Raw genomic sequence first — 17,740 nt, forward strand, 5'->3', positions numbered from 1 at the left:
GGATGTCGACAGGTCGTCAGCCCTTCTCCGCGCCCTCGTTCGCGCCGCGTACGAAGTAGCGCTGGAACACCACGAAGATGACCGCCACCGGGATCGTGGCGAGCACGGCGGCGCCCAGCTTGAGCGGATACTGCGTGCCCTTGCCGAGCGAGCCGCTGACCAGGTCGGCGATCCCTCGCGGCAGCGTGAACAGTTCGGGGCTCTGCACCGCCACCAGCGAATGCGCGAACTCGTTCCAGCTCCCCTGGAAGGAGATGATCGTGAGGGTGATCAGGGCCGGCCGCGCCATCGGCAGCACCACCGACCAGAACGTCCGCCACACCCCCGCGCCGTCGATGCGCGCGGCCTCCTCCACGCTCACCGGGACCGACTCGAAGAACTGTTTCATGATGAAGACGCCCGAGGCGTCCACGATCAGGGGCAGGATCAGCGCCGTGTAGCTGTCGTACAGGCCGAACTGGTTGAGCACCAGGAACTTCGGCACGAACAGCACCACGGGCGGCACGGCCATGACCCCGATGACCGCGGAGAACAGCGCTTTGCGGCCCCGGAAGCGGATCCGTGCCAGCGCGTACCCGGCCATCGAGCACAGCAGCACCCGTCCGGCGGTGACCAGGATCGTCACCAGCAGCGAGTTGCCCAGCCAGAGTGGCAGGTCGGTGTTGAGGAAGACCTTCTCGTAGCCGCTGGTCGTGAAGGGGTGAGGGATGGGCGACAGCGCGTTCGCGGCGGCGTCCGGCTCGGTCTTGAACGAGTTCGCGACCTGGATCACGAACGGGTAGAGGAAGACCAGCGCGAAGAAGACCAGCACGAAGTAGCCCGCGAAGGTGGAGGCGAGCGAGCGGGCGTCCCGGCGTTTCACGGTCACGACCTCCTCGTGCGGCGGGCGGGGTCGCGGTCGCGCATGATCCACCGCTGGACCAGCGCGAGCACGACGATGATGGCGAACAACACGAACGAGATGGCCGTCCCCGAGCCGTACTCGAAGCTCCGGAAGGCCGTCTGGTACGACAGGAAGGCCGGCGTGAGGGTGGTCTTGGCCGGGTTGCCCTGGCTCATCACGTAGACCTGGTCGAAGACCTGCCAGGTCGCGATGAGGCCGAGCGTCAGCACCAGGAACAGCGTGGGCTTCAGCAGCGGGAGCGTGATGTGCCGGAAGCGCTGCCAGCGTCCGGCCCCGTCGAGCATGCCCGCCTCCTCCAGCGTCACCGGGATGTTCTGGAGCGCGGCCAGGAACATCAACATGAACGTTCCAGACGTCGTCCAGACGACCAGCATGATGATCGTGCACATCGCCACGCTCGGCCCGGACAGCCACTCCCACCACGGCAGCCCGAACGGCCCGCCGTCCGTCAGCGCCGCCGGCGGATTGGCCGGGTCGACCAGGCCGAGCCCTCCGAGCAGCAGGTGGAGCACGCCCCGCGAGTCGGAGAACCACTGCGGGCCGTCGATTCCGAACAGCTTCAGCAGGCCGGTCACGGCGCCCGAGTTGGCGAAGATGAACAGGAACACCACGCTGATCGCCACCGAGCTGGTGACCGAGGGGAAGAAGAACGCGGCGCGGAAGAACGTCTTCCCCTTCAGCATCCTGCTGTTCACGATCAGGGCGAGGCCCAGCGCCAGCACCGTCTGGGCCGGCACGACGATCACGACGTAGTAGAAGTTGTTCCGCACGCTGGTCATGAAGTCCTGGCGGGCCAGGCCGTCCTCGGTGAACAGCCGGGTGTAGTTCTCCGTCCCGACGAACGGCACGCCCGAGCGGAACGGGCTGCCCTGACCGTTCCAGTCGGTGAGGCTGACCCACATCGCCATGAGGATCGGCAGCAGCATGAACAGGCCCAGGATCACCACCACCGGCGCCACGAACAGCCAGCCCGCGATGTTCTCCCGTATGGCGGCGCTCAGCCGGGGCCCGGGCCGCGTGGCCTGTGCGGATGCGATGTCGGCCACGGTCACTCCTTCCGGTCGGCGCGGCCCCGGCCGTGACGGCCGGGGCCCGCTCCGTCTCGCGTCAGCCGAGGGCGGCCTGGGTGTTCTTCTGCACGCGCTCCAGCAGCGCCTTCGGGTCGCTGGAGGTGAGCTTCTGGATGCCGGTGTCGAAGTCGGCCAGGACGCTGGTCATCTTCGGCGCGTTGACCGGGCCCTGGGCGTAGTCGGCACCGTTCACGAACGGGCCGTCGGCGGGGAACTCCTGGGTGTAGGCGTCCTTCGCGGACTGCCGCGAGGGCATGACGCCGAAGGCCTTGGCGAAGGCCATCTGCTGGTCGACGGTGGTCATCGCCTCGACGAAGTCGATCGCCTGCTGCTTGTACTTGCTCTTCGCGGAGATGCCCCAGCAGTTGGTGAACGACAGCGTGCCCTTGCCCTTCGGCCCGGCGGGAAGCTCGTGCACGCTGTACTTCACGTCGGGGAAGTCGGCCTTCAGGGCGCCCTTGATCCAGTTGCCCTCGATAGTCATCGCGGCCTTGCCCTTGCCGAACGCCTCACCGCCCCAGCCCGCGTCGAGCTGGCTGGGGAACTGGGCGAGCTTGTCCTTGAGCAGCGACTTGACGTACTCGAGGGCCTTGAGGTTCTCCGGGGTGTCCGCCGTCGCCTGCTTGCCGTCGGGGCTGGTGATCCAGCCGCCCGCCTGCACCATGAACGCGCCGACCCGGTCGCGCGTGTCGCCGATCGCGACCGGCGTGACGCCCTTGGCCTTGAGCTTCTCGCTCACCGCCTTGAGCTGGTCCCAGGTGGTGGGCACGTCGCCCTCGCCCAGCCCGGCCTTGGCCCACAGGTCATCGTTGATCACCAGGGCCAGGGTGGAGAAGTCCTTCGGCGCGCAGTAGAACTTGCCGTCGTAGGTGAACGTGGTGCGCAGGCTCGGGTAGAAGTCCGACGCCCCGGACAGCTTGTCCGCGTACGGCTCCAGCGCCCCCACGCTCGCGTAGTCGGCGAACCGGGAGGCGTCCACGTAGAACACGTCGGGCGGGTTGTCGCCCGCGAACGCCTGGCCGAGCTGCTGGGCAAGGTCCTGCGCAGGGGTCACGGTCGCCTTCGAGCCCGACTTCTGCGCCCAGGACGCGGCGGCGTCCTTCACCGCGGCGGTCTCCGCGTCGCCCGAGGAGCCGATGAGGATCTGCAGATCGGCAGGGCCGCCGCTCTGCTGGGCGGGCGCGGACGCCTTGTCGTCGTCGAAACCGCTGCCGCAGGCGGCCGAGGAAAGGAGGGCGGCGCAGGCGGCGCCGAGCACCGCCGTCCGTACGGTTCTGTTCTTCATGAGCATTCCCGATCTTCTTTGAGGGGGATGTGCCGGTTCACGCCGACTGGCGGACGACCAGCGAGGGTTCGAGCAGCACGTTCGCCGGCGGTTCGCCGGGGTCCGTCTGGCCGTCGAGGAGTGTGGTGAGGAGCGCCACGCAGTGCGCGGCGGCCTGCGCCAGCGGCTGGCTCAGGCTGGTCAGGCCGACGGCCTTGGCCACCGGCGTGTCGTCGAAGCCGATCACCGCGACCGGCCGTTCCGCCGTGCCGCCCCCGGGCCGCCAGGCGAGGCCGGGGGAGCGGGCGGCGTGCAGCGCGCCGAGCGCGAGCGAGTCGCTGACGCAGACGAGCGCGGTCACGCCGAGGTCCGACCGCAGCAGGTCGTGGGCGGCCTTCTCGCCGTCGGCGACGCCGTCGCTGGTGGCCCGGCTCAAGCCGGTGGGGTCCACGCCCGCCGCGGCGAGCGTGCGCGCCCAGCCCTCGCGGCGGTCGTCGCCGACCCCCGAGCCGGACGGCCAGCCGAGGAAGCCGATCGCGCGATGGCCCGCGTCGAGCAGGTGGCGGGTGGCCGCGGCCGTGCCGGCCGCTCCGTCCACGTCCACCCACGCGTGGGGAGTGCCCGCGGAGTCCGCGCTCCAGGGGCGACCGAAGGTGACGAACGGCACCTTGCGGTCCAGCAGCCAGGCCGTACGCAGGTCGCCGTGGTGGGTGCTGGTCAGCACGAACGCGTCCGGCTCGTACGCGCCGAGCAGGTCCTCGAACGTGTCGACCTCGGCCTGGTCGTCGGCGGCGGTGTAGAGCAGCACCCGGTAACCGGACTGCGCCGCCGACTCGGTCAGGCCGTGCAGGAAGCGGTCGAGCACCGAGCCGTTGATGCCGTCCCGGTCGGGCTCGATCCGGATGGCGATCAGCCTGGACCGGCCGGTGCGCATCTGGCGGGCCGCCTGGTTGACCCGGTAGCCCAGCTCCTCAACCGCCCGCAGCACCCGCTCCCTGGTCTCCTCACGGACGACGTCGGGGCTGTTCAGGGCGTTCGAGACCGTCTGGCGTGACACGCCGGCGAGCCGAGCCACGTCGGCGATCGTCACCTTTTCGGTCATGCTGTGCCCTTCTGGGGGTTTGAACGTTCAAGGAGGAGTAAGGCATGATTAGATCGATCAAAATAAACCGAATGTTTCGCAATGTGCACCCCCGGCGACCACATGTCAAGGTCAAGCCGGGGCGATTCGATCCAGGAGGGCCCATCGGTGCTCGTCGGAGACACGTCCGGTCCGGGTGGCGAGTTCGCCACCGGCACGGCGTACCGCCTGCAACCGCCACTGCACGAGCTGGTCAGCACCGTCACGGCGCCGACCGGGGCGCTGAGCGGCGCTGACGGCCAGATCCGCCCCTTCGGCGTCCAGGGGCTCTTCCACGCCGATCACCGGGCGCTGTCGCAGGCGACGCTGCTCGTCGACGGCCGCGAGCCCGAGGCCATCGGCCACGTCCACGAGGAGGCCGGGCGCACCCGGTTCGTCTCGCTCGCCCGCTGGCTCGGCGACCCCCACCCCGACCCCACCGTGCGGCTCGAACGCGTCCGCGAGGTCGGCGCGTACGGCATGAGCGAGCGCGTGGAGATCACCTCCACCGCCTCGGTGGCCGTGACCGCCTCGGTCACCGTCGAGCTGGCCTGCGACTTCGCGCCGATCGAGGTGGTCAAGTCGGGCGGCGACACCGTTCCGGTCGAGCCCGACGGTCCCGATCCAGGGGGCCTGGCGTGGCGGAACGGCGGCATCCGGGTCACGGTCGTGAGCGAGGACGCCCGCGCGGAGACCGGCGGCGGCGCCCGCTTGCGCTGGGAGCTGAGCCTGCCGCCGGGCGGGTCGGCGACGCTGCGCTGGGAGGTCGTCGTGGACGACCCCGCCGCCGCCGTCGTCGCGCCCGCGAGGACGCTGGAGTGGAGCCGGCCCGAGGTCACCGCCGCCGACCGGCGGCTGACCCGGCTGCTGCACCAGTCGCTGGAAGACCTGCGGTCGCTGCGGCTGGCGGAGACCGGCGCCCCCGAGGACACCTTCCTCGGCGCGGGCGTGCCCTGGTTCCTCACGCTCTTCGGGCGCGACAGCCTGTGGGCCGCCCGGATGCTGCTGCCGCTCGGCACCGACCTCGCCGCAGGCACCCTGCGGGTGCTCGCGCGCAGGCAGGGCACGCGGGTGGATCCCGCCTCCGGCGAGGCGCCGGGGAAGATCATGCACGAGCTGCGGCGGCACGAGTTCACCGTCGAGGGCAACGGCCTGCGGCTGCCCGCGGCCTACTACGGCACGATCGACGCCACCCCCCTGTGGATCAGCCTGTTGCACGACGCGTGGCGGTGGGGGATGCCCGAGCGCGAGGTGGCGGCGCTGCTGCCGAACATGGAGGCCGCGCTCGGCTGGCTCGCCGACTTCGCCGACCCCGACGGCGACGGGTTCCTGGAGTACATCGACACCTCCGCCCGCGGCCTGGCCAACCAGGGCTGGAAGGACTCCGGCGACTCCATCCGGTTCCGCGACGGCAGCCAGGCCAAGCCGCCGATCGCGCTCGTCGAGGTTCAGGGCTACGCGTACGAGGCGGCCAGGAACGCGGCGGCCCTGCTGGAGGCGTTCGGCCGTCCCGGCGCCAGGAGATGGAACGCGTACGCCGAGGCGCTGGCCGAGCGGTTCCGCGCCCGGTTCTGGGTGGACGGCCCGCACGGGCGCTTCCCCGCGCTCGCGCTGGACACCGACAAGCGGCCGGTGGACGCGCTGACCAGCAACGTCGGCCACCTGCTCGGCACCGGCCTGCTGTCGGAGGAGGAGACGGCCCAGGTAGCGAAGCTGCTGGCCGCCCCGATGATGAGCGGCGGCTACGGGCTGCGCACGATGTCGTCCGGCGACGGCGGCTTCAGCCCGCTGTCCTATCACTGCGGCTCGATCTGGGCGCACGACACCGCCATCGTGCTCGCCGGGCTGGCCAGGGCCGGGTTCGCCGCGCAGGCGGCCGGGCTCGCCGAAGGGCTGCTCGCGGCGGGGGAGGCGTTCGGCTACCGGCTGCCCGAGCTGTACGCCGGGGACGGCGCCGACCCGCGCCCCGGCCTCGGCAGGCCCATGCCCTACCCGGCGGCCTGCCGTCCCCAGGCGTGGTCGGCCGCCGCGGCGGTCACGATCGCGCACGCCGCGCTGGGTCTGTATCCCGACGTGCCTGCGGGGCGGGTGCTGCTGCGGCCCATGACCGGGGCGCCCCTCGGGGCGCTGTCGGCCCGGGGGCTGCGGGTCGCGGGTGCGGAGGTGAGCGTCGCCGTGGACGCGGCGGGCCACGCCACCGTCACCGGCCTGCCGCCGGGCCTCGACCTCGACGTGCTGTGACGAGCTCGGTCGATCGTCCGAAAGGGGAGCCTTCGTCGGGGGTGTGGATGGCGAGCGCCAGTCCCGGGTGGTCCGGCAGGCGCAAGGTCTCCGTCTCATAGGCCAGCTCGAGCTCCCCGACCAGCGGATGCCGGCCAGTCGGCGTAGAGGTGACGGAAGGCCACCGCGTCCAGCACCTCCGTGGAGCATGGAGTTCCCGCCGTTCGGACAGGAAAAGTGACCGCGATCGCGGTCCCGAGCGGCGTGGGACCGTCCCCGCCGAGCGCCGGAAGCGGTGATTCATGTTGACATCGGTGTTCCATGCAGAGAGCATTGCTCTCGAAACGGAGCGATGACCCAGCTCCGTTCGTCGTGTCCGACGATGGGAGCCGCCATGACCTCCACCCCGCTTGCCCGTGCCCGGCTGACCGGCCTGTCCTTTCTCGGAGCTGGGATCCTGTTCGTCCTGTATCCCATAGTCCGGCCCTACTCGGACGAGACGTCGCTGTCCGGGGCCGCCGCGATGGCGTCGCCCGCCTGGATGGCGGCGCACCTGTTCGCCGTGGCCGGGTTCGTCCTGCTCGCACTGGGAGTGCTCGGGCTGCACCTGCTGCTGGACCCGGTGCTGGGCCGGCCGCTCGCTCTGCGCGCCGCCGTGGTGACGTGGGTCGGCGCCGGGCTCACCCTCCCGTACTACGGTGCGGAGGTCTTCGGGCTGAACGTCATCGCCGCGAGGGCGGTGCGGGACGGCGACGCCTCGCTGCTGGCGCTGGCCGACGAGTTCCGGTTCGGCCCGGCGGCGGCCACGATGTTCGTGGCCGGGCTCGCGCTGCTCGGCGTGGGGACCGCGCTGGCCGCCGTCGCCGCCGGGCGCTCGGGCCTGCTCCCGCGATGGAGCGCGGCTCCGCTCGCCGCGGGGTTCCTGCTTTTCATCCCCCAGTTCTTCGGCACGCCCGCGATCCGCGTCGCCCACGGCGTGCTGATCGCGCTCGGTGCGGTGTGGCTGGCCGTGGCGCTGTGGCGACTTGGCCGGCGCTCCTTCTCACTCGCAGCATGATCGAATAGGTGTTCTAATATGATGGCCTTATGACGGCTTTTCAGGCTTCACTGCTGGACTGGGGCGAGGATGTGCACGTCGGGCCGCTCGGCCCGTCGGTGCGGCGCGCTCACCTGGAGCGCGGCGCCTGGATCGACGTGCGGCCGCACTGGATCGAGGGGGCCGACGCGCTCTTCGAACGCCTGCTGGAGGCCGTGCCCTGGCACGCCGAGCGCAGGCACATGTACGACCGGGTCGTGGACGTGCCCCGCCTGCTGAAGTTCTACGACGAGGACGAGGAGCTTCCCGACCCGGTGCTGGCCCAGGCGAAGGACGCGCTCAACGCCCACTACGAGGAGGAGCTCGGTGAGCCGTTCCGCACGGCCGGGATGTGCCTCTACCGCGACGGCAGGGACAGCGTCGCCTGGCACGGCGACACGATCGGGCGGGGGAGCACGCAGGACACGATGGTCGCGATCGTGTCGGTCGGCACCCCGCGCCCGCTGCTGCTGCGCCCCCGCGGTGGGGGAGGCCCGACGGTGCGGCACGAACTGGGCCACGGCGACCTCATCGTCATGGGCGGGAGTTGCCAGCGCACCTGGGAGCACGCGATCCCGAAGTCGGCCAAGGTGATCGGCGCCCGCATCAGCGTCCAGTTCCGCCCGAGAGGCGTGCGCTGAGCACTGAGCGCGTCCCGGGCCGAGGGCGGTGGGCGGGCCGTTGACATGTGCGGTTTCCTGGTAGTCCTTGAGTAAGGCCGCGGCAAAGGACCGGCCCAGTCGCGCAAGAAAGGCCACGGATGATCCCGCACCCCTACGTCCCCGCCCCCGCTCGATACGACGACATGCGGTACCGGCGCAGCGGAAGAAGTGGCGTGCTGCTTCCCGAGATCTCCCTCGGGCTGTGGCACAACTTCGGCGACGGCCACCCGTTCGACGTGCAGCGCGCCGTCCTGCGCCGGGCCTTCGACCTGGGCATCACCCACTTCGACCTGGCCAACAACTACGGCCCGCCGTACGGCTCGGCGGAGGAGAACTTCGGCCGCCACCTGCGCGCGGACTTCCGGCCCTACCGCGACGAGTTGTTCATCTCGACGAAGGCGGGCTACGACATGTGGCCGGGGCCGTACGGCGAGTGGGGGTCGCGCAAGTATCTGCTGGCCAGCCTCGACCGGTCGCTGAGCCGGATGGGTCTCGACTACGTCGACGTCTTCTACTCCCACCGGCCCGACCCCGACACCCCGATCGAGGAGACGATGGGCGCCCTCGACACCGCGGTGCGGTCCGGCAAGGCGCTCTACGTGGGCATCTCGAACTACTCCGCCGAGCAGACCGAGCGGGCCGCCGCCGTGCTGCGCGAGCTCGGCACCCCGCTCCTGATCCACCAGCCGCGCTACTCCATGCTGGACCGCTGGGTGGAGGACGGGCTGCTGGACACGCTGGAGCGGGCCGGGGCGGGGTGCATCGCCTACTCGCCACTGGCGCAGGGCCTGCTCACCGGGCGCTATCTCGACGGCGACGTGCCGGCCGACTCGCGGATGGCCGTCGGCCACTTCCTGAAGCGCGACCGGCTCACCCCCGATCTCCTTGAGACCCTTCGCGGCCTCGACAAGATCGCCAAGGAGCGCGGCCAGTCGCTCGCGCAGCTCGCGCTGGCGTGGATCCTGCGCGACCGGCGGGTCACGTCCGTGCTGATCGGGGCGAGCTCGGTCGGACAGCTCGAACAGAACGTCGCCGCCCTGGCCGCGCCCCCGCTCACCGCCGAGGAGCTGTCCGGGATCGAAAGCCTGTTGTAGCGCCGGCCGGACGCGGTGGCAGCCCTGGGGCCGGCCGCCTGCCGGGGGAGGTGCGCCGCGCGCGGGAGCGATGGATTCGCGCGCGGCCGCCCGCGTCAGGAGAACGCGTCGACACCGGTGAGCTCGCACGACAGGTCCCAGAGCCGGGACGCCTCCTCGGGGTCGATCGCCCACGGCTTGACCCCTCCGCTGTCCGCGTCGTCGGTCGTGGCGAGCTCGGCGACCTCGCAGTCGTGACAGTAGGCCCCGCCGTGATCCTCGAGCACGGGCGAGGTCGCCGCCCAGACGGTCGTGGCCGCGCCCTGCTCCGGAGTCTTGAAGTCCTCCGCGGGTGTGCCGTCGGGAGAGATCCACCCCAGGGCGATCTGCTCCTCGCGGGGAATGTGCCGCTGGAGGGGAGTGAGAATCTTGCCCGGGTGCAGGGAGAAGGCCCGTATGCCGGCGGCGGCCCCGAGCGCGTCGAGGCGCACGGCGAACAGGATGTTCGCCGTCTTCGACTGCCCGTAGGCCAGCCACCTGTCGTACCCGTGACGGAAGTGGATGTCGTTCCATCGGATCCCGGACGCGAAGTGGCCGGCGGAGGACACCGACACCACCCGCGACCCTCCGATGGCCAGGGCTGGGCGGAGGCGGTTGACGAGGGCGAAGTGACCGAGGTGGTTGACCGCGAAGTGGGCCTCCCACCCGGGGCCGACGCGGGTCTCCGGGCACGCCATGATTCCGGCGTTGGCGATGAGGATGTCGATGGTCCTGCCGGTCTCCACGAGCGTTTCGGCGAACACGCGAACGCTGTGCAGGTCCGCCAGGTCGAGCTCGCGGGTCTCCGTGCCGGGGATGTCACGCAGCGCCTCCTTCGCCGCCGCCGGCCTGCGCGCGGGGACGATCACCTGGGCCCCCGCCGCGCTCAGCGCCCGCGTCGTCTCCAGGCCGAGCCCGGAATATCCCCCGGTGACCAGGGCCGTCCGCCCTGACAGATCGATTCCCGCGAGCACCTCGCGCGCGGTGCTGCGGGCGCCGAAACCACTGCCGATCCTGTGCTGTGTCGTCATGAGGAGGACGCTAGAAACTAGAGTGTGCTCTAGGTCAAGCTGTACGATCCGCCGCATGACCAGGCACACGGGTGTTCTGTCCATCGGGCAGGTCGCGGAGGCGACCGGGCTGAGCGTGCACGCGCTGCGGTTCTTCGAACGCGAGGGGCTCTTCCTTCGTCCGATCCCCCGATCGGCCGGCGGGCAGCGGGTGTACGACCCGGCGGACGTGGAGTGGCTGGCCTTGTGCAACCGGCTGCGGGACTCCGGCATGTCCATCGCCACCCTGCGCAGGTTCGCCGAGCTCGTACGGTCGGGGCCGGGCAACGAGCACGAGCGCCTCGCCCTGCTGGAGGAACACGAGCGCACCGTCAGGGCACGGATCACCGAGCTCGACGCGAGCCTCGCCGTCATCCACGACAAGGTGGTCACCTATCGCAGGCACCTGCGCGACGGGACCGCGGCAGGACTGTGGTCGCCGACGCCGTCCCGGTGATCGAGCGGCGTGAAGGGCGGCCGGTCAGTCGACCTCGGCGCTGCCGTTCACGCGGAGCTTGCGGCGGGCCCGTTCGTAGAAGGTCGTCGTCCCGAGCCGCACCACGCGGGCGGCGGCGCGCAGCGCGGTCACCGTGAGCCGGTCGCCGGGAGACAGGTGACCGCCGATGGCGCCGTCGACCTCCATCGCGAGCTGTCCACTGGTCGGGAGCACGTCGAGCGTCACCTCCTCGTCGGCCGACAGGACCAGCGCCCGGTTGAACGCCGAGTGGGCGGCGGCCGGGACGACGAGGAAGCCCTCGACGGTGGGGGAGACGATCGGGCCCCCCGCCGAGAAGCTGTACGCGGTGGACCCGGTGGAGGTGGAGACGATCACGGCGTCGGCGGCGTACCGGACGAACGGCTCGCCGTAGACCGAGACGGAGACGGCCGCGAGCCCGTCGCCGGGGATGCGGACGAGGGCGATGTCGTTGAACGCGGTCACCATGCGGCCGTCATGGCTGGTCGCCCGGACCGCCATCCGCGGCTCGACCGTGTATCTGTGCTCGTCGATCGCGGACAGCGCGGGGGCCAGCTCGTCCACGTCGATCTCGGCGAGGAAGCCGAGCCGTCCCAGGTTGACCCCGAGGACGGGGGTCGGCCGCCCGGCGATCAGGCGCATCGTGCGCAGCATCGTGCCGTCGCCGCCGAGGCTGACGAGGAGGTCGGAGCGCCTCACCAGGGTCGGGGCGTCCACCGCGATCGCGCTGCAGTCGATGCGCCCGACCTCGTCGGGCAGCCCGAGCACCGTGCAGTTCCGCTTGCGCGCCCACTCGACGATCGTGTCGATCGCCTCCTTGGAGTCGCGCTGCGGGTGCAGGACGAGACCCACGGTGCTGACCATGCCCATGTCCACACTGTACGGCCAGGCCCTGCGGGCGGCCCTATCGAACGGGCTCCGGGGCAGCCTGGTCCACCGGCAGGTAGACCCGGAACCGGGTGTCGCCGGGACGCGAATCCACCCTGATGTCCCCGTGGTGCTTGTTGACCACGATCCGGTAGGAGATGTCCAGGCCAAGCCCGGTGCCCTCGCCGACGGGCTTGGTGGTGAAGAACGGCTCGAAGATGCGCGGCCGGACCTCGGGCGGGATGCCGGTGCCGGTGTCGCCGACCTCGACGATCAGGTGGCCGTCCTTCCGCCGGGTGCGGAGGGTCAGCGTGCCCGTGCCGTCCATCGCGCCGAGCGCGTTGTCGATGAGGTTGGTCCACACCTGGTTCAGCTCGGCCGCGTACGCCGGGATGGGCGGCAGCGACCGGTCGTACTCCTTGACCGTGCGGACACCCTCGGGGATCTTGCCATGCAGCATGGTCAGCGTGGCGTCGAGCAGGTCGTGCACGTCGACCGTCTGGTGCGGGGCGCGGTCGAGCTGGGAGTACTGCTTGGCGGCGGCGACCAGGCCGGAGATCCGGTTCACTGCGTCGTCGATCTCGCCCATCAGCAGCTCGGTGTCCACCGTGTAGGTGAGCCACCGGACCGCGGCCTCCCGGTTCTCCTCGCCCACCGCCCCGGCGATCTGGTCGAGCCAGGCCGCGTCGAGGCCGCCGGCCACCAGCGTCGCCGCCAGGTCCCAGCCGCCGACGATGTCGTGCTCGTCCAGCCAGTCGGCGACCGCGTCCTCGGCGTCGGAGCGCGCCAGCGGCGTGAGGTCGGGAGCGGAGGCGGACCGCTTGACCGCGTCCTCCTGGAGCTCCACCAGGTCGTGCAGCTGACTGCCGTCCAGCCGCCCGTCGGCGATCATGGCGAGCTTGTGCCGCATGCCCGCCACCCGCTCGCGCAGCGCCGACGTCGCCCGTACGGCGGCGGCCGCCGGGTTGTTCAGCTCGTGCGTCAGGCCGGCCGACAGCGAGCCGAGCGCGAGCAGCCGTTCCCGCTCGCCGACGATCGTCTGGGTGGCGCGCATGCCGAGGAACAACCCCTCGAGCAGGTGCATCGCCATCGGGAACCACTCGCGCACGCACGCCCCGATCACCTCGGCCGGGAGCACGAAGAACTCGGCGTCGGTGACCGCGGTCAGCGTGTTCATGTAGAGCTGGGAGAACTCTCCCGTGATGTACGCCTGGGTGGCGCCGCCGTACACCCCGCGCTGGCCGGTGCGGCTCACCTCGACCTCGTCGCCCTGCACCCGCCTGCTCATCGCGACCGTGCCGCTCAGCAGCACGAAGAAGCAGGTGGCGGGGTCGCCCTCCTGGTAGACGCGGGTCCCGGCGAGCCGCCGCTCCACCCGGCCCGCCTCCGACAACCGGGCGAGCTGCGCGTCGTCCAGCGCCTCGAACAGGAACAGGGTGCGCAGCTCGTCAGGCGACAGTGTCGGCTCACTCGGGTGGTCGGTCATCGAGCCTCCAGATAACGGTGGACGAGCGAGACCGCCATCGCGCCCTCGCCCACGGCCGAGGCGACGCGCTTGACCGATCCGGCCCGCACGTCGCCGGCCGCGAAGACGCCGGGCATGCTCGACTCCAGGTGATAGGGGTCTCTGGAGGGCGTCCACCCGGCCGGGCGGAGGCCGTCCATGAGCAAATCGGAGCCGGTCAGCACGTAGCCGCCTCCGTCGCGGGCGACCACGTCGCCGAGCCAGTCGGTGCGCGGCTCCGCCCCGATGAAGACGAACAGCCACGACGTCGGCACGGCGGTCGTCAGGCCGGTCCGCCCGTCGCACAGGATCAGTCGCTCCAGGTGGTCGCGGCCCTCGCCGCCGACCACCTGCGTGCGCGGATGGACCTCGATCGACGGAATGGCCTCGATCTGATCGATCAAATACTGCGACATCGACCGGGTCAGATCCTCTCCCCGGATGAGGATGTGCACCTTGCGGGCGTACCGGGAGAAGTACACCGCCGCCTGCCCGGCCGAGTTCGCCCCGCCGACGATGTAGACCTCTTCCCCGGCGCAGCTCGGGGCCTCGGTGGCGGCGGCGCCGTAGAAGACGCCCCGGCCGGTCAGGTCGGCCAGGCCGGGCGCGTCCAGGAGCCGGTAGGACACGCCGGTCGCCAGCACGACCGTGTGCGCCGTCACGGCGGTGCCGTCGCCGAAGTGCAGCAGGGTGGCCGAACCGCTCCTTTCGAGGCCGACGACCTCCCTGGTGGTGAGCAGTTCGGTGTTGAACTTCAGCGCCTGCCTGCGGGCGCGGTCGGTGAGCTGGGCGCCGGAGACCCCGTCGGGAAAGCCCAGGTAGTTCTCGATCCGGCTGCTCTGCCCGGCCTGGCCGCCGGTGGCCCGCTGCTCCACGAGCAGCGTGCGCAGCCCCTCGGACGCGCCGTACACCGCGGCGCCGAGACCCGCCGGGCCCGCGCCGATCACCGCGAGGTCGTAGAGATCCGAGGCCGGGGTCGTCGCCATGCCGACGTGCGCCGCGAGATCGGCCTCCGTGGGCCGCGCCAGGGCCTTGCCGGCCGTGGTGATCACCACCGGCACGTCCGTCTCGCTCATCCCGGCGGCGGCCAGCAGGCGTACGCCCTCGGACTCGTCGGCCCGCAGCCAGCGGTACGGCACGAGGTTGCGGGCCAGGAAGTCGCGCACCGTGAACGAGTGCGCCGACCAGCGGTGACCCACGACCTTGGTCTCCGGCATCGTCACCGCGGGGGTGGCGAGCCAGGACTCCAGCAGCGCGTCCAGCACCGGGTAGAGCTTCTCCTCCGGCGGGTTCCACGGCTTGAGCAGGTAGTGGTCGAGGTCGACGATGTTGATCGCGTTGATGGCCGCGTCGGTGTCCGCGTAGGCGGTCAGCAGCACCCTGCGCGCCAGCGGGAAGACGTCCATGGCCGCTTCGAGGAACTCGATGCCGTTCATCTGGGGCATCCGGTAGTCGGCCAGGATGACGGCGACCTGCTCGCCGCGCAGCTTGATCTCGCGCAGCGCGTCGAGCGCGCTGGGGCCGGACTCGGCCCGGATCACCCGGTAGCGGTCGCCGTATCGGCGGCGTACGTCACGAGCCACCGCCCGGGAGACGGAAGGGTCGTCATCGACGGTGAGGATCGCGGCATTCTGCACAACTCACACGTTACTGGCGGATCTTCGCTGACCGGGACCCCCGGGACATAGGTCCCACGGTAGGGGGACGTTCGCCGGTCGCCCCGCCGCCGATCGTGGCCAAGGCTGGGGGCGTGGCCGCGATTGGGGGCGTGGCCGCGCGTGGCCAAGATCGGGGAGACGAAGGAGGACGCCATGCCGATGACCGTCCGCGACGTCATGAACAGGTTCGTGGTCGCCGTCGAGGTGACGGCCTCGTTCGCCGACGTGGTCACCGCGATGTGCCGGTTCCACGTCGGGGCCGTCCCGGTCGTGGACGGGGACCGGCGCGTGATCGGCATGGTGAGCGACGACGACCTGCTGCTCAAGGACCTCGACAGGCGGCCCGGCGATCTGCTCATCGAGGGGCCGTTCCGCCGCAGGGAGCGCAGGAAGGCGAGCGGCCGCACCGCCGCCCAGATCATGAGCAGCCCCGCGATCACTGTCACCGAGGAGACCCCGCTGCGGCGGGCGGCCTGGCTGATGCACCGCAACAGGATCAAGGAACTGCCGGTGGTGGACGGGCAGACCGGCCGCATCACCGGGCTGGTCAAACAGTCGGACCTGATCAGAGCGTTCTGCCGCCCCATGGAGGACCTCCGCGACGACGTCCTGGAGGTGGTGTCGCGCCACTCCAGGCACTGCGCCGTACGGGTCGAGGACGGGATCGTCCACCTCGACGGCGGCGTGGAGCGGCGGTCCGAGCTCTGCGCCCTGATCGAGGAGGTCTGGCAGGTGGACGGCGTGGTGGACGTCGACTCCTCCATCACTTACGAGACGGACGACGTGGACCGGGCCGTCTCCGCGGGCGCGCCCCGGCGGACCGGCCCGGCGGAAGGCGAGAAGGATCGATGAGCGTCGAAACCATGATCGCGTCCGAGGTGATGACCCGGACGCTCGTCACGGTGGAGCCGGAGGAGTCGCCGCTGATGGCCTGGGAGCTGATGTGGCGGGCAGGCGTCCACCACATCCCGGTCGTGGACGCCTGCTGCCGGCTCGTCGGCGTGCTCGGGCGGGAGGACGTCGCCGCGCACTGGTCGGGCGGCCCCGCCGAGCAGACCCGGACGGAGGTGCGCACCCTCGTGCAGGGGCGGCGCTGTCCCCGGGTCGCCCCGGACGCCCCGCTGTCCGAGGTCGCCGCGCTGATGACCGACGCCGACTGCGGCGCGGTCCCCGTGCTCGGGCCGGACGACGTCCTGCGGGGCCTGGTCAGCACCGCCGACGTGCTGATGGCGCTGGCCGGGAGGACGACGCGTCCGGCCGGCGACCTCACGGACGTGAAGGGCGGCCTGTTCCACCTGGAACCGGTGCCGCCCGTCACCTGTCCATGAGCAGGACGGCGGCCCCTTCGACGCGGTCGGCGGCCAGGTCGGCCAGGGCCTGGCCGGCGGCGTCGAAGGAGTAGGGCGTCGTCGTGACCCGCGGATGGTGGAGGGCCGCCAGCCGCAGGAACTCCCGACCGTCGTCGCGGGTGTTGGCCGTGACGCTGCGCAGCGTCCGCTCCTCGAACAGGTGGCGCTGGTAGTTCAGCACCGGGATGTCGGTGAGGTGGATCCCCGCCACCGCCAGCGTGCCGCCCCGGTCGAGCGCGGCCAGCGCGACCGGCACGAGATCGCCCACCGGGGCGAACAGGATGGCCGCGTCCAGGGGCTCGGGCGGCGGGTCGGCGCTGCCCGCGGCGGAGGCCGCGCCCAGCCGGAGCGCGAGCTCCCTGGCCGCCGCCGACCTCGTCATCACGTGCACGGTCGCGCCCTCGGCGATCGCGATCTGGGCGGTCAGGTGGGCCGATGCGCCGAACCCGTAGATGCCGAGCCGCCCGCCCGGGGGCAGGTCGGCGCGGACCAGCGCGCGATATCCGATGATCCCCGCGCACAGCAGCGGGGCGAGCGTCTCGGCCGGGGTGTCCTCGGGCAGCGGGTAGACGTACGCCGCGGGGGCGGTCAGCAGTTCCGCGTACCCGCCGTCGGCGTCCCAGCCGGTGTAGGTGGACGCGGGGCACAGGTTCTCCGCGCCGCGCAGGCAGTAGCGGCACCGGCCGCAGGTCGAGCGCAGCCAGGCCACCCCCACCCGGGCGCCGACCGGCGGCCCCGCCGTGTCCGGGCCGAGCCCCGCCACCCGTCCCACGACCTCGTGCCCGGGAACCGTACGCGGGCGTCTCGGGGGGAGGTCGCCCTCGGCGAGGTGCAGGTCGGTGCGGCAGACCGCGCACGCCTCGACGCGGACCAGCAGTTCCCCGGGCCCGGGCACGGGATCCGGCAGCACGGCCCGCTCCAGCGGTCGCGTCGCGACGGGCCCCGGCCGGGCCACGACCCACACGTCCATCAGGCGTGCTGGATGCGCCGGCCGCTGACCTCGATGGGCGAGATCCGGATGTAGAGCGGGCGGTCGCCGCCCGCCCACGACTCCACGGCGTTCTTGTTCACGTCGCCGGTGACGTGGTGGGCCCCGCCGCGGACGAGCACGCTCCAGCCCTCCCGGGTGCTCTCGTCGATGTGGTCCACCTCGAAGGCCACCATGAAGTCGGCTCCCTCGATCCCGGTGCGCAGGTCGGCGTCCATCGGGCCGCCGAGAGCGGTGCGGAACAAGACGGCGCCCTGCTCGATCGTGTAGTTGACCGGCAGGATCACGGGCCCGGTCGGGTTGTTGAAGGCGACCCTGCCCACGCCGCCCGGCGAGATCAGCCGCATGCATTCATCGCGGTCGAGCCTGTCCAGGCGCGGCATGCCGGCGGGCGTGGCGTCTTCAGTCATGCGGACCTCCACA

At 71.6% G+C, this 17,740-nt stretch carries 17 protein-coding genes; 7 read left to right on the forward strand and 10 right to left on the reverse strand.

Annotation, left to right across the window (positions count from 1 at the left end; translation table 11 throughout):
- Positions 1 to 16 precede the first annotated feature (16 nt).
- The 4 genes from ACQEVJ_RS07795 to ACQEVJ_RS07810 form a co-directional block, all read right to left on the reverse strand.
- Positions 17 to 868 carry a carbohydrate ABC transporter permease gene (locus ACQEVJ_RS07795; RefSeq protein WP_433098629.1) on the reverse strand — a complete coding sequence of 284 codons (852 nt, stop codon included), beginning with the start codon at positions 866 to 868 and terminating at the stop codon, positions 17 to 19.
- Positions 865 to 1,950 (reverse strand): carbohydrate ABC transporter permease, encoded by a 1,086-nt coding sequence (locus ACQEVJ_RS07800; protein WP_433098631.1) that lies wholly within the window; start codon positions 1,948 to 1,950, stop codon positions 865 to 867. Before ACQEVJ_RS07800 ends, ACQEVJ_RS07795 begins: the two co-directional genes overlap by 4 nt.
- A gap of 61 nt (positions 1,951 to 2,011) precedes the next feature.
- On the reverse strand, positions 2,012 to 3,259 hold the full coding sequence (locus tag ACQEVJ_RS07805; RefSeq protein ID WP_433098633.1) for a sugar ABC transporter substrate-binding protein: 1,248 nt from the start codon (positions 3,257 to 3,259) through the stop codon (positions 2,012 to 2,014).
- Between the two features lie 37 nt (positions 3,260 to 3,296).
- Complete coding sequence (locus ACQEVJ_RS07810) at positions 3,297 to 4,340, reverse strand: LacI family DNA-binding transcriptional regulator (RefSeq protein WP_433098635.1); 1,044 nt, start codon at positions 4,338 to 4,340, stop codon at positions 3,297 to 3,299.
- 147 nt (positions 4,341 to 4,487) lie between these two features.
- On the opposite strand from ACQEVJ_RS07810, the gene ACQEVJ_RS07815 reads away from it, so the two are divergent.
- The 4 genes from ACQEVJ_RS07815 to mgrA all read left to right on the forward strand — a co-directional run bounded on the left by ACQEVJ_RS07815 (position 4,488) and on the right by mgrA (position 9,409).
- On the forward strand, positions 4,488 to 6,599 hold the full coding sequence (locus ACQEVJ_RS07815; protein WP_433098637.1) for an amylo-alpha-1,6-glucosidase: 2,112 nt from the start codon (positions 4,488 to 4,490) through the stop codon (positions 6,597 to 6,599).
- A 373-nt stretch (positions 6,600 to 6,972) separates the two neighbouring features.
- Positions 6,973 to 7,635 (forward strand): hypothetical protein, encoded by a 663-nt coding sequence (locus tag ACQEVJ_RS07820; protein WP_433098639.1) that lies wholly within the window; start codon positions 6,973 to 6,975, stop codon positions 7,633 to 7,635.
- A 29-nt stretch (positions 7,636 to 7,664) separates the two neighbouring features.
- Entirely contained in the window at positions 7,665 to 8,294 is a 630-nt protein-coding gene (locus tag ACQEVJ_RS07825; protein WP_433098641.1) for an alpha-ketoglutarate-dependent dioxygenase AlkB, read from the forward strand.
- 119 nt (positions 8,295 to 8,413) lie between these two features.
- Entirely contained in the window at positions 8,414 to 9,409 is a 996-nt protein-coding gene (gene mgrA / locus ACQEVJ_RS07830; protein WP_433098643.1) for an L-glyceraldehyde 3-phosphate reductase, read from the forward strand.
- A gap of 95 nt (positions 9,410 to 9,504) precedes the next feature.
- On the opposite strand, the gene ACQEVJ_RS07835 is transcribed toward mgrA, so the two are convergent.
- Entirely contained in the window at positions 9,505 to 10,458 is a 954-nt protein-coding gene (locus ACQEVJ_RS07835) for an SDR family NAD(P)-dependent oxidoreductase (protein ID WP_433098645.1), read from the reverse strand.
- Between the two features lie 55 nt (positions 10,459 to 10,513).
- Between ACQEVJ_RS07835 and ACQEVJ_RS07840 the strand changes: the two genes are divergently transcribed.
- Positions 10,514 to 10,933, forward strand: a complete 420-nt coding sequence (locus ACQEVJ_RS07840) for a MerR family transcriptional regulator (protein WP_433098647.1) — start codon at positions 10,514 to 10,516, stop codon at positions 10,931 to 10,933.
- Positions 10,934 to 10,957: 24 nt separating this feature from the next.
- Here ACQEVJ_RS07840 and ACQEVJ_RS07845 read toward each other — a convergent pair whose 3' ends face one another.
- From ACQEVJ_RS07845 to ACQEVJ_RS07855, 3 genes are read right to left on the reverse strand one after another with little or no spacing between them, the layout of a single operon-like run.
- Positions 10,958 to 11,821: an NAD(+)/NADH kinase gene (locus ACQEVJ_RS07845; RefSeq protein ID WP_433098649.1), complete on the reverse strand. Its 864-nt coding sequence runs from the start codon at positions 11,819 to 11,821 to the stop codon at positions 10,958 to 10,960.
- Between the two features lie 34 nt (positions 11,822 to 11,855).
- A complete protein-coding gene (locus ACQEVJ_RS07850; RefSeq protein ID WP_433098651.1) occupies positions 11,856 to 13,304 on the reverse strand; it encodes an ATP-binding protein in 1,449 nt (482 codons plus the stop codon).
- Positions 13,301 to 14,959, reverse strand: a complete 1,659-nt coding sequence (locus ACQEVJ_RS07855; RefSeq protein ID WP_433098653.1) for an FAD-dependent oxidoreductase — start codon at positions 14,957 to 14,959, stop codon at positions 13,301 to 13,303. Before ACQEVJ_RS07855 ends, ACQEVJ_RS07850 begins: the two co-directional genes overlap by 4 nt.
- A gap of 174 nt (positions 14,960 to 15,133) precedes the next feature.
- Between ACQEVJ_RS07855 and ACQEVJ_RS07860 the strand changes: the two genes are divergently transcribed.
- A complete protein-coding gene (locus tag ACQEVJ_RS07860) occupies positions 15,134 to 15,832 on the forward strand; it encodes a CBS domain-containing protein (RefSeq protein ID WP_433098655.1) in 699 nt (232 codons plus the stop codon).
- Positions 15,829 to 16,308, forward strand: a complete 480-nt coding sequence (locus ACQEVJ_RS07865) for a CBS domain-containing protein (RefSeq protein ID WP_433098657.1) — start codon at positions 15,829 to 15,831, stop codon at positions 16,306 to 16,308. Before ACQEVJ_RS07860 ends, ACQEVJ_RS07865 begins: the two co-directional genes overlap by 4 nt.
- Here ACQEVJ_RS07865 and ACQEVJ_RS07870 read toward each other — a convergent pair.
- Both ACQEVJ_RS07870 and ACQEVJ_RS07875 read right to left on the reverse strand, forming a co-directional pair.
- A complete protein-coding gene (locus ACQEVJ_RS07870) occupies positions 16,295 to 17,299 on the reverse strand; it encodes a zinc-binding alcohol dehydrogenase family protein (RefSeq protein WP_433098659.1) in 1,005 nt (334 codons plus the stop codon). The two genes, ACQEVJ_RS07865 and ACQEVJ_RS07870, sit on opposite strands and share 14 nt — an antisense overlap.
- A complete protein-coding gene (locus tag ACQEVJ_RS07875; RefSeq protein WP_433098661.1) occupies positions 17,299 to 17,727 on the reverse strand; it encodes a pyridoxamine 5'-phosphate oxidase family protein in 429 nt (142 codons plus the stop codon). Before ACQEVJ_RS07875 ends, ACQEVJ_RS07870 begins: the two co-directional genes overlap by 1 nt.
- Between the last annotated feature and the right edge of the window lie 13 nt (positions 17,728 to 17,740).

The sequence above is a fragment of the Microbispora sp. CA-102843 genome, assembly GCF_050936215.1.
Taxonomy (GTDB): domain Bacteria; phylum Actinomycetota; class Actinomycetes; order Streptosporangiales; family Streptosporangiaceae; genus Microbispora.

What these genes read in the sequence shown, in the direction of transcription:
- ACQEVJ_RS07805 (WP_433098633.1), bottom strand. Translation starts at nt 3,259, where the DNA reads ATGAAGAACAGAACCGTACGGACGGCGGTGCTCGGCGCCGCCTGCGCC.
- ACQEVJ_RS07810 (WP_433098635.1), bottom strand. Translation starts at nt 4,340, where the DNA reads ATGACCGAAAAGGTGACGATCGCCGACGTGGCTCGGCTCGCCGGCGTG.
- ACQEVJ_RS07820 (WP_433098639.1), top strand. Translation starts at nt 6,973, where the DNA reads ATGACCTCCACCCCGCTTGCCCGTGCCCGGCTGACCGGCCTGTCCTTT.
- ACQEVJ_RS07825 (WP_433098641.1), top strand. Translation starts at nt 7,665, where the DNA reads ATGACGGCTTTTCAGGCTTCACTGCTGGACTGGGGCGAGGATGTGCAC.
- mgrA (WP_433098643.1), top strand. Translation starts at nt 8,414, where the DNA reads ATGATCCCGCACCCCTACGTCCCCGCCCCCGCTCGATACGACGACATG.
- ACQEVJ_RS07835 (WP_433098645.1), bottom strand. Translation starts at nt 10,458, where the DNA reads ATGACGACACAGCACAGGATCGGCAGTGGTTTCGGCGCCCGCAGCACC.
- ACQEVJ_RS07840 (WP_433098647.1), top strand. Translation starts at nt 10,514, where the DNA reads ATGACCAGGCACACGGGTGTTCTGTCCATCGGGCAGGTCGCGGAGGCG.
- ACQEVJ_RS07845 (WP_433098649.1), bottom strand. Translation starts at nt 11,821, where the DNA reads ATGGGCATGGTCAGCACCGTGGGTCTCGTCCTGCACCCGCAGCGCGAC.
- ACQEVJ_RS07850 (WP_433098651.1), bottom strand. Translation starts at nt 13,304, where the DNA reads ATGACCGACCACCCGAGTGAGCCGACACTGTCGCCTGACGAGCTGCGC.
- ACQEVJ_RS07860 (WP_433098655.1), top strand. Translation starts at nt 15,134, where the DNA reads ATGCCGATGACCGTCCGCGACGTCATGAACAGGTTCGTGGTCGCCGTC.
- ACQEVJ_RS07865 (WP_433098657.1), top strand. Translation starts at nt 15,829, where the DNA reads ATGAGCGTCGAAACCATGATCGCGTCCGAGGTGATGACCCGGACGCTC.
- ACQEVJ_RS07870 (WP_433098659.1), bottom strand. Translation starts at nt 17,299, where the DNA reads ATGGACGTGTGGGTCGTGGCCCGGCCGGGGCCCGTCGCGACGCGACCG.
- ACQEVJ_RS07875 (WP_433098661.1), bottom strand. Translation starts at nt 17,727, where the DNA reads ATGACTGAAGACGCCACGCCCGCCGGCATGCCGCGCCTGGACAGGCTC.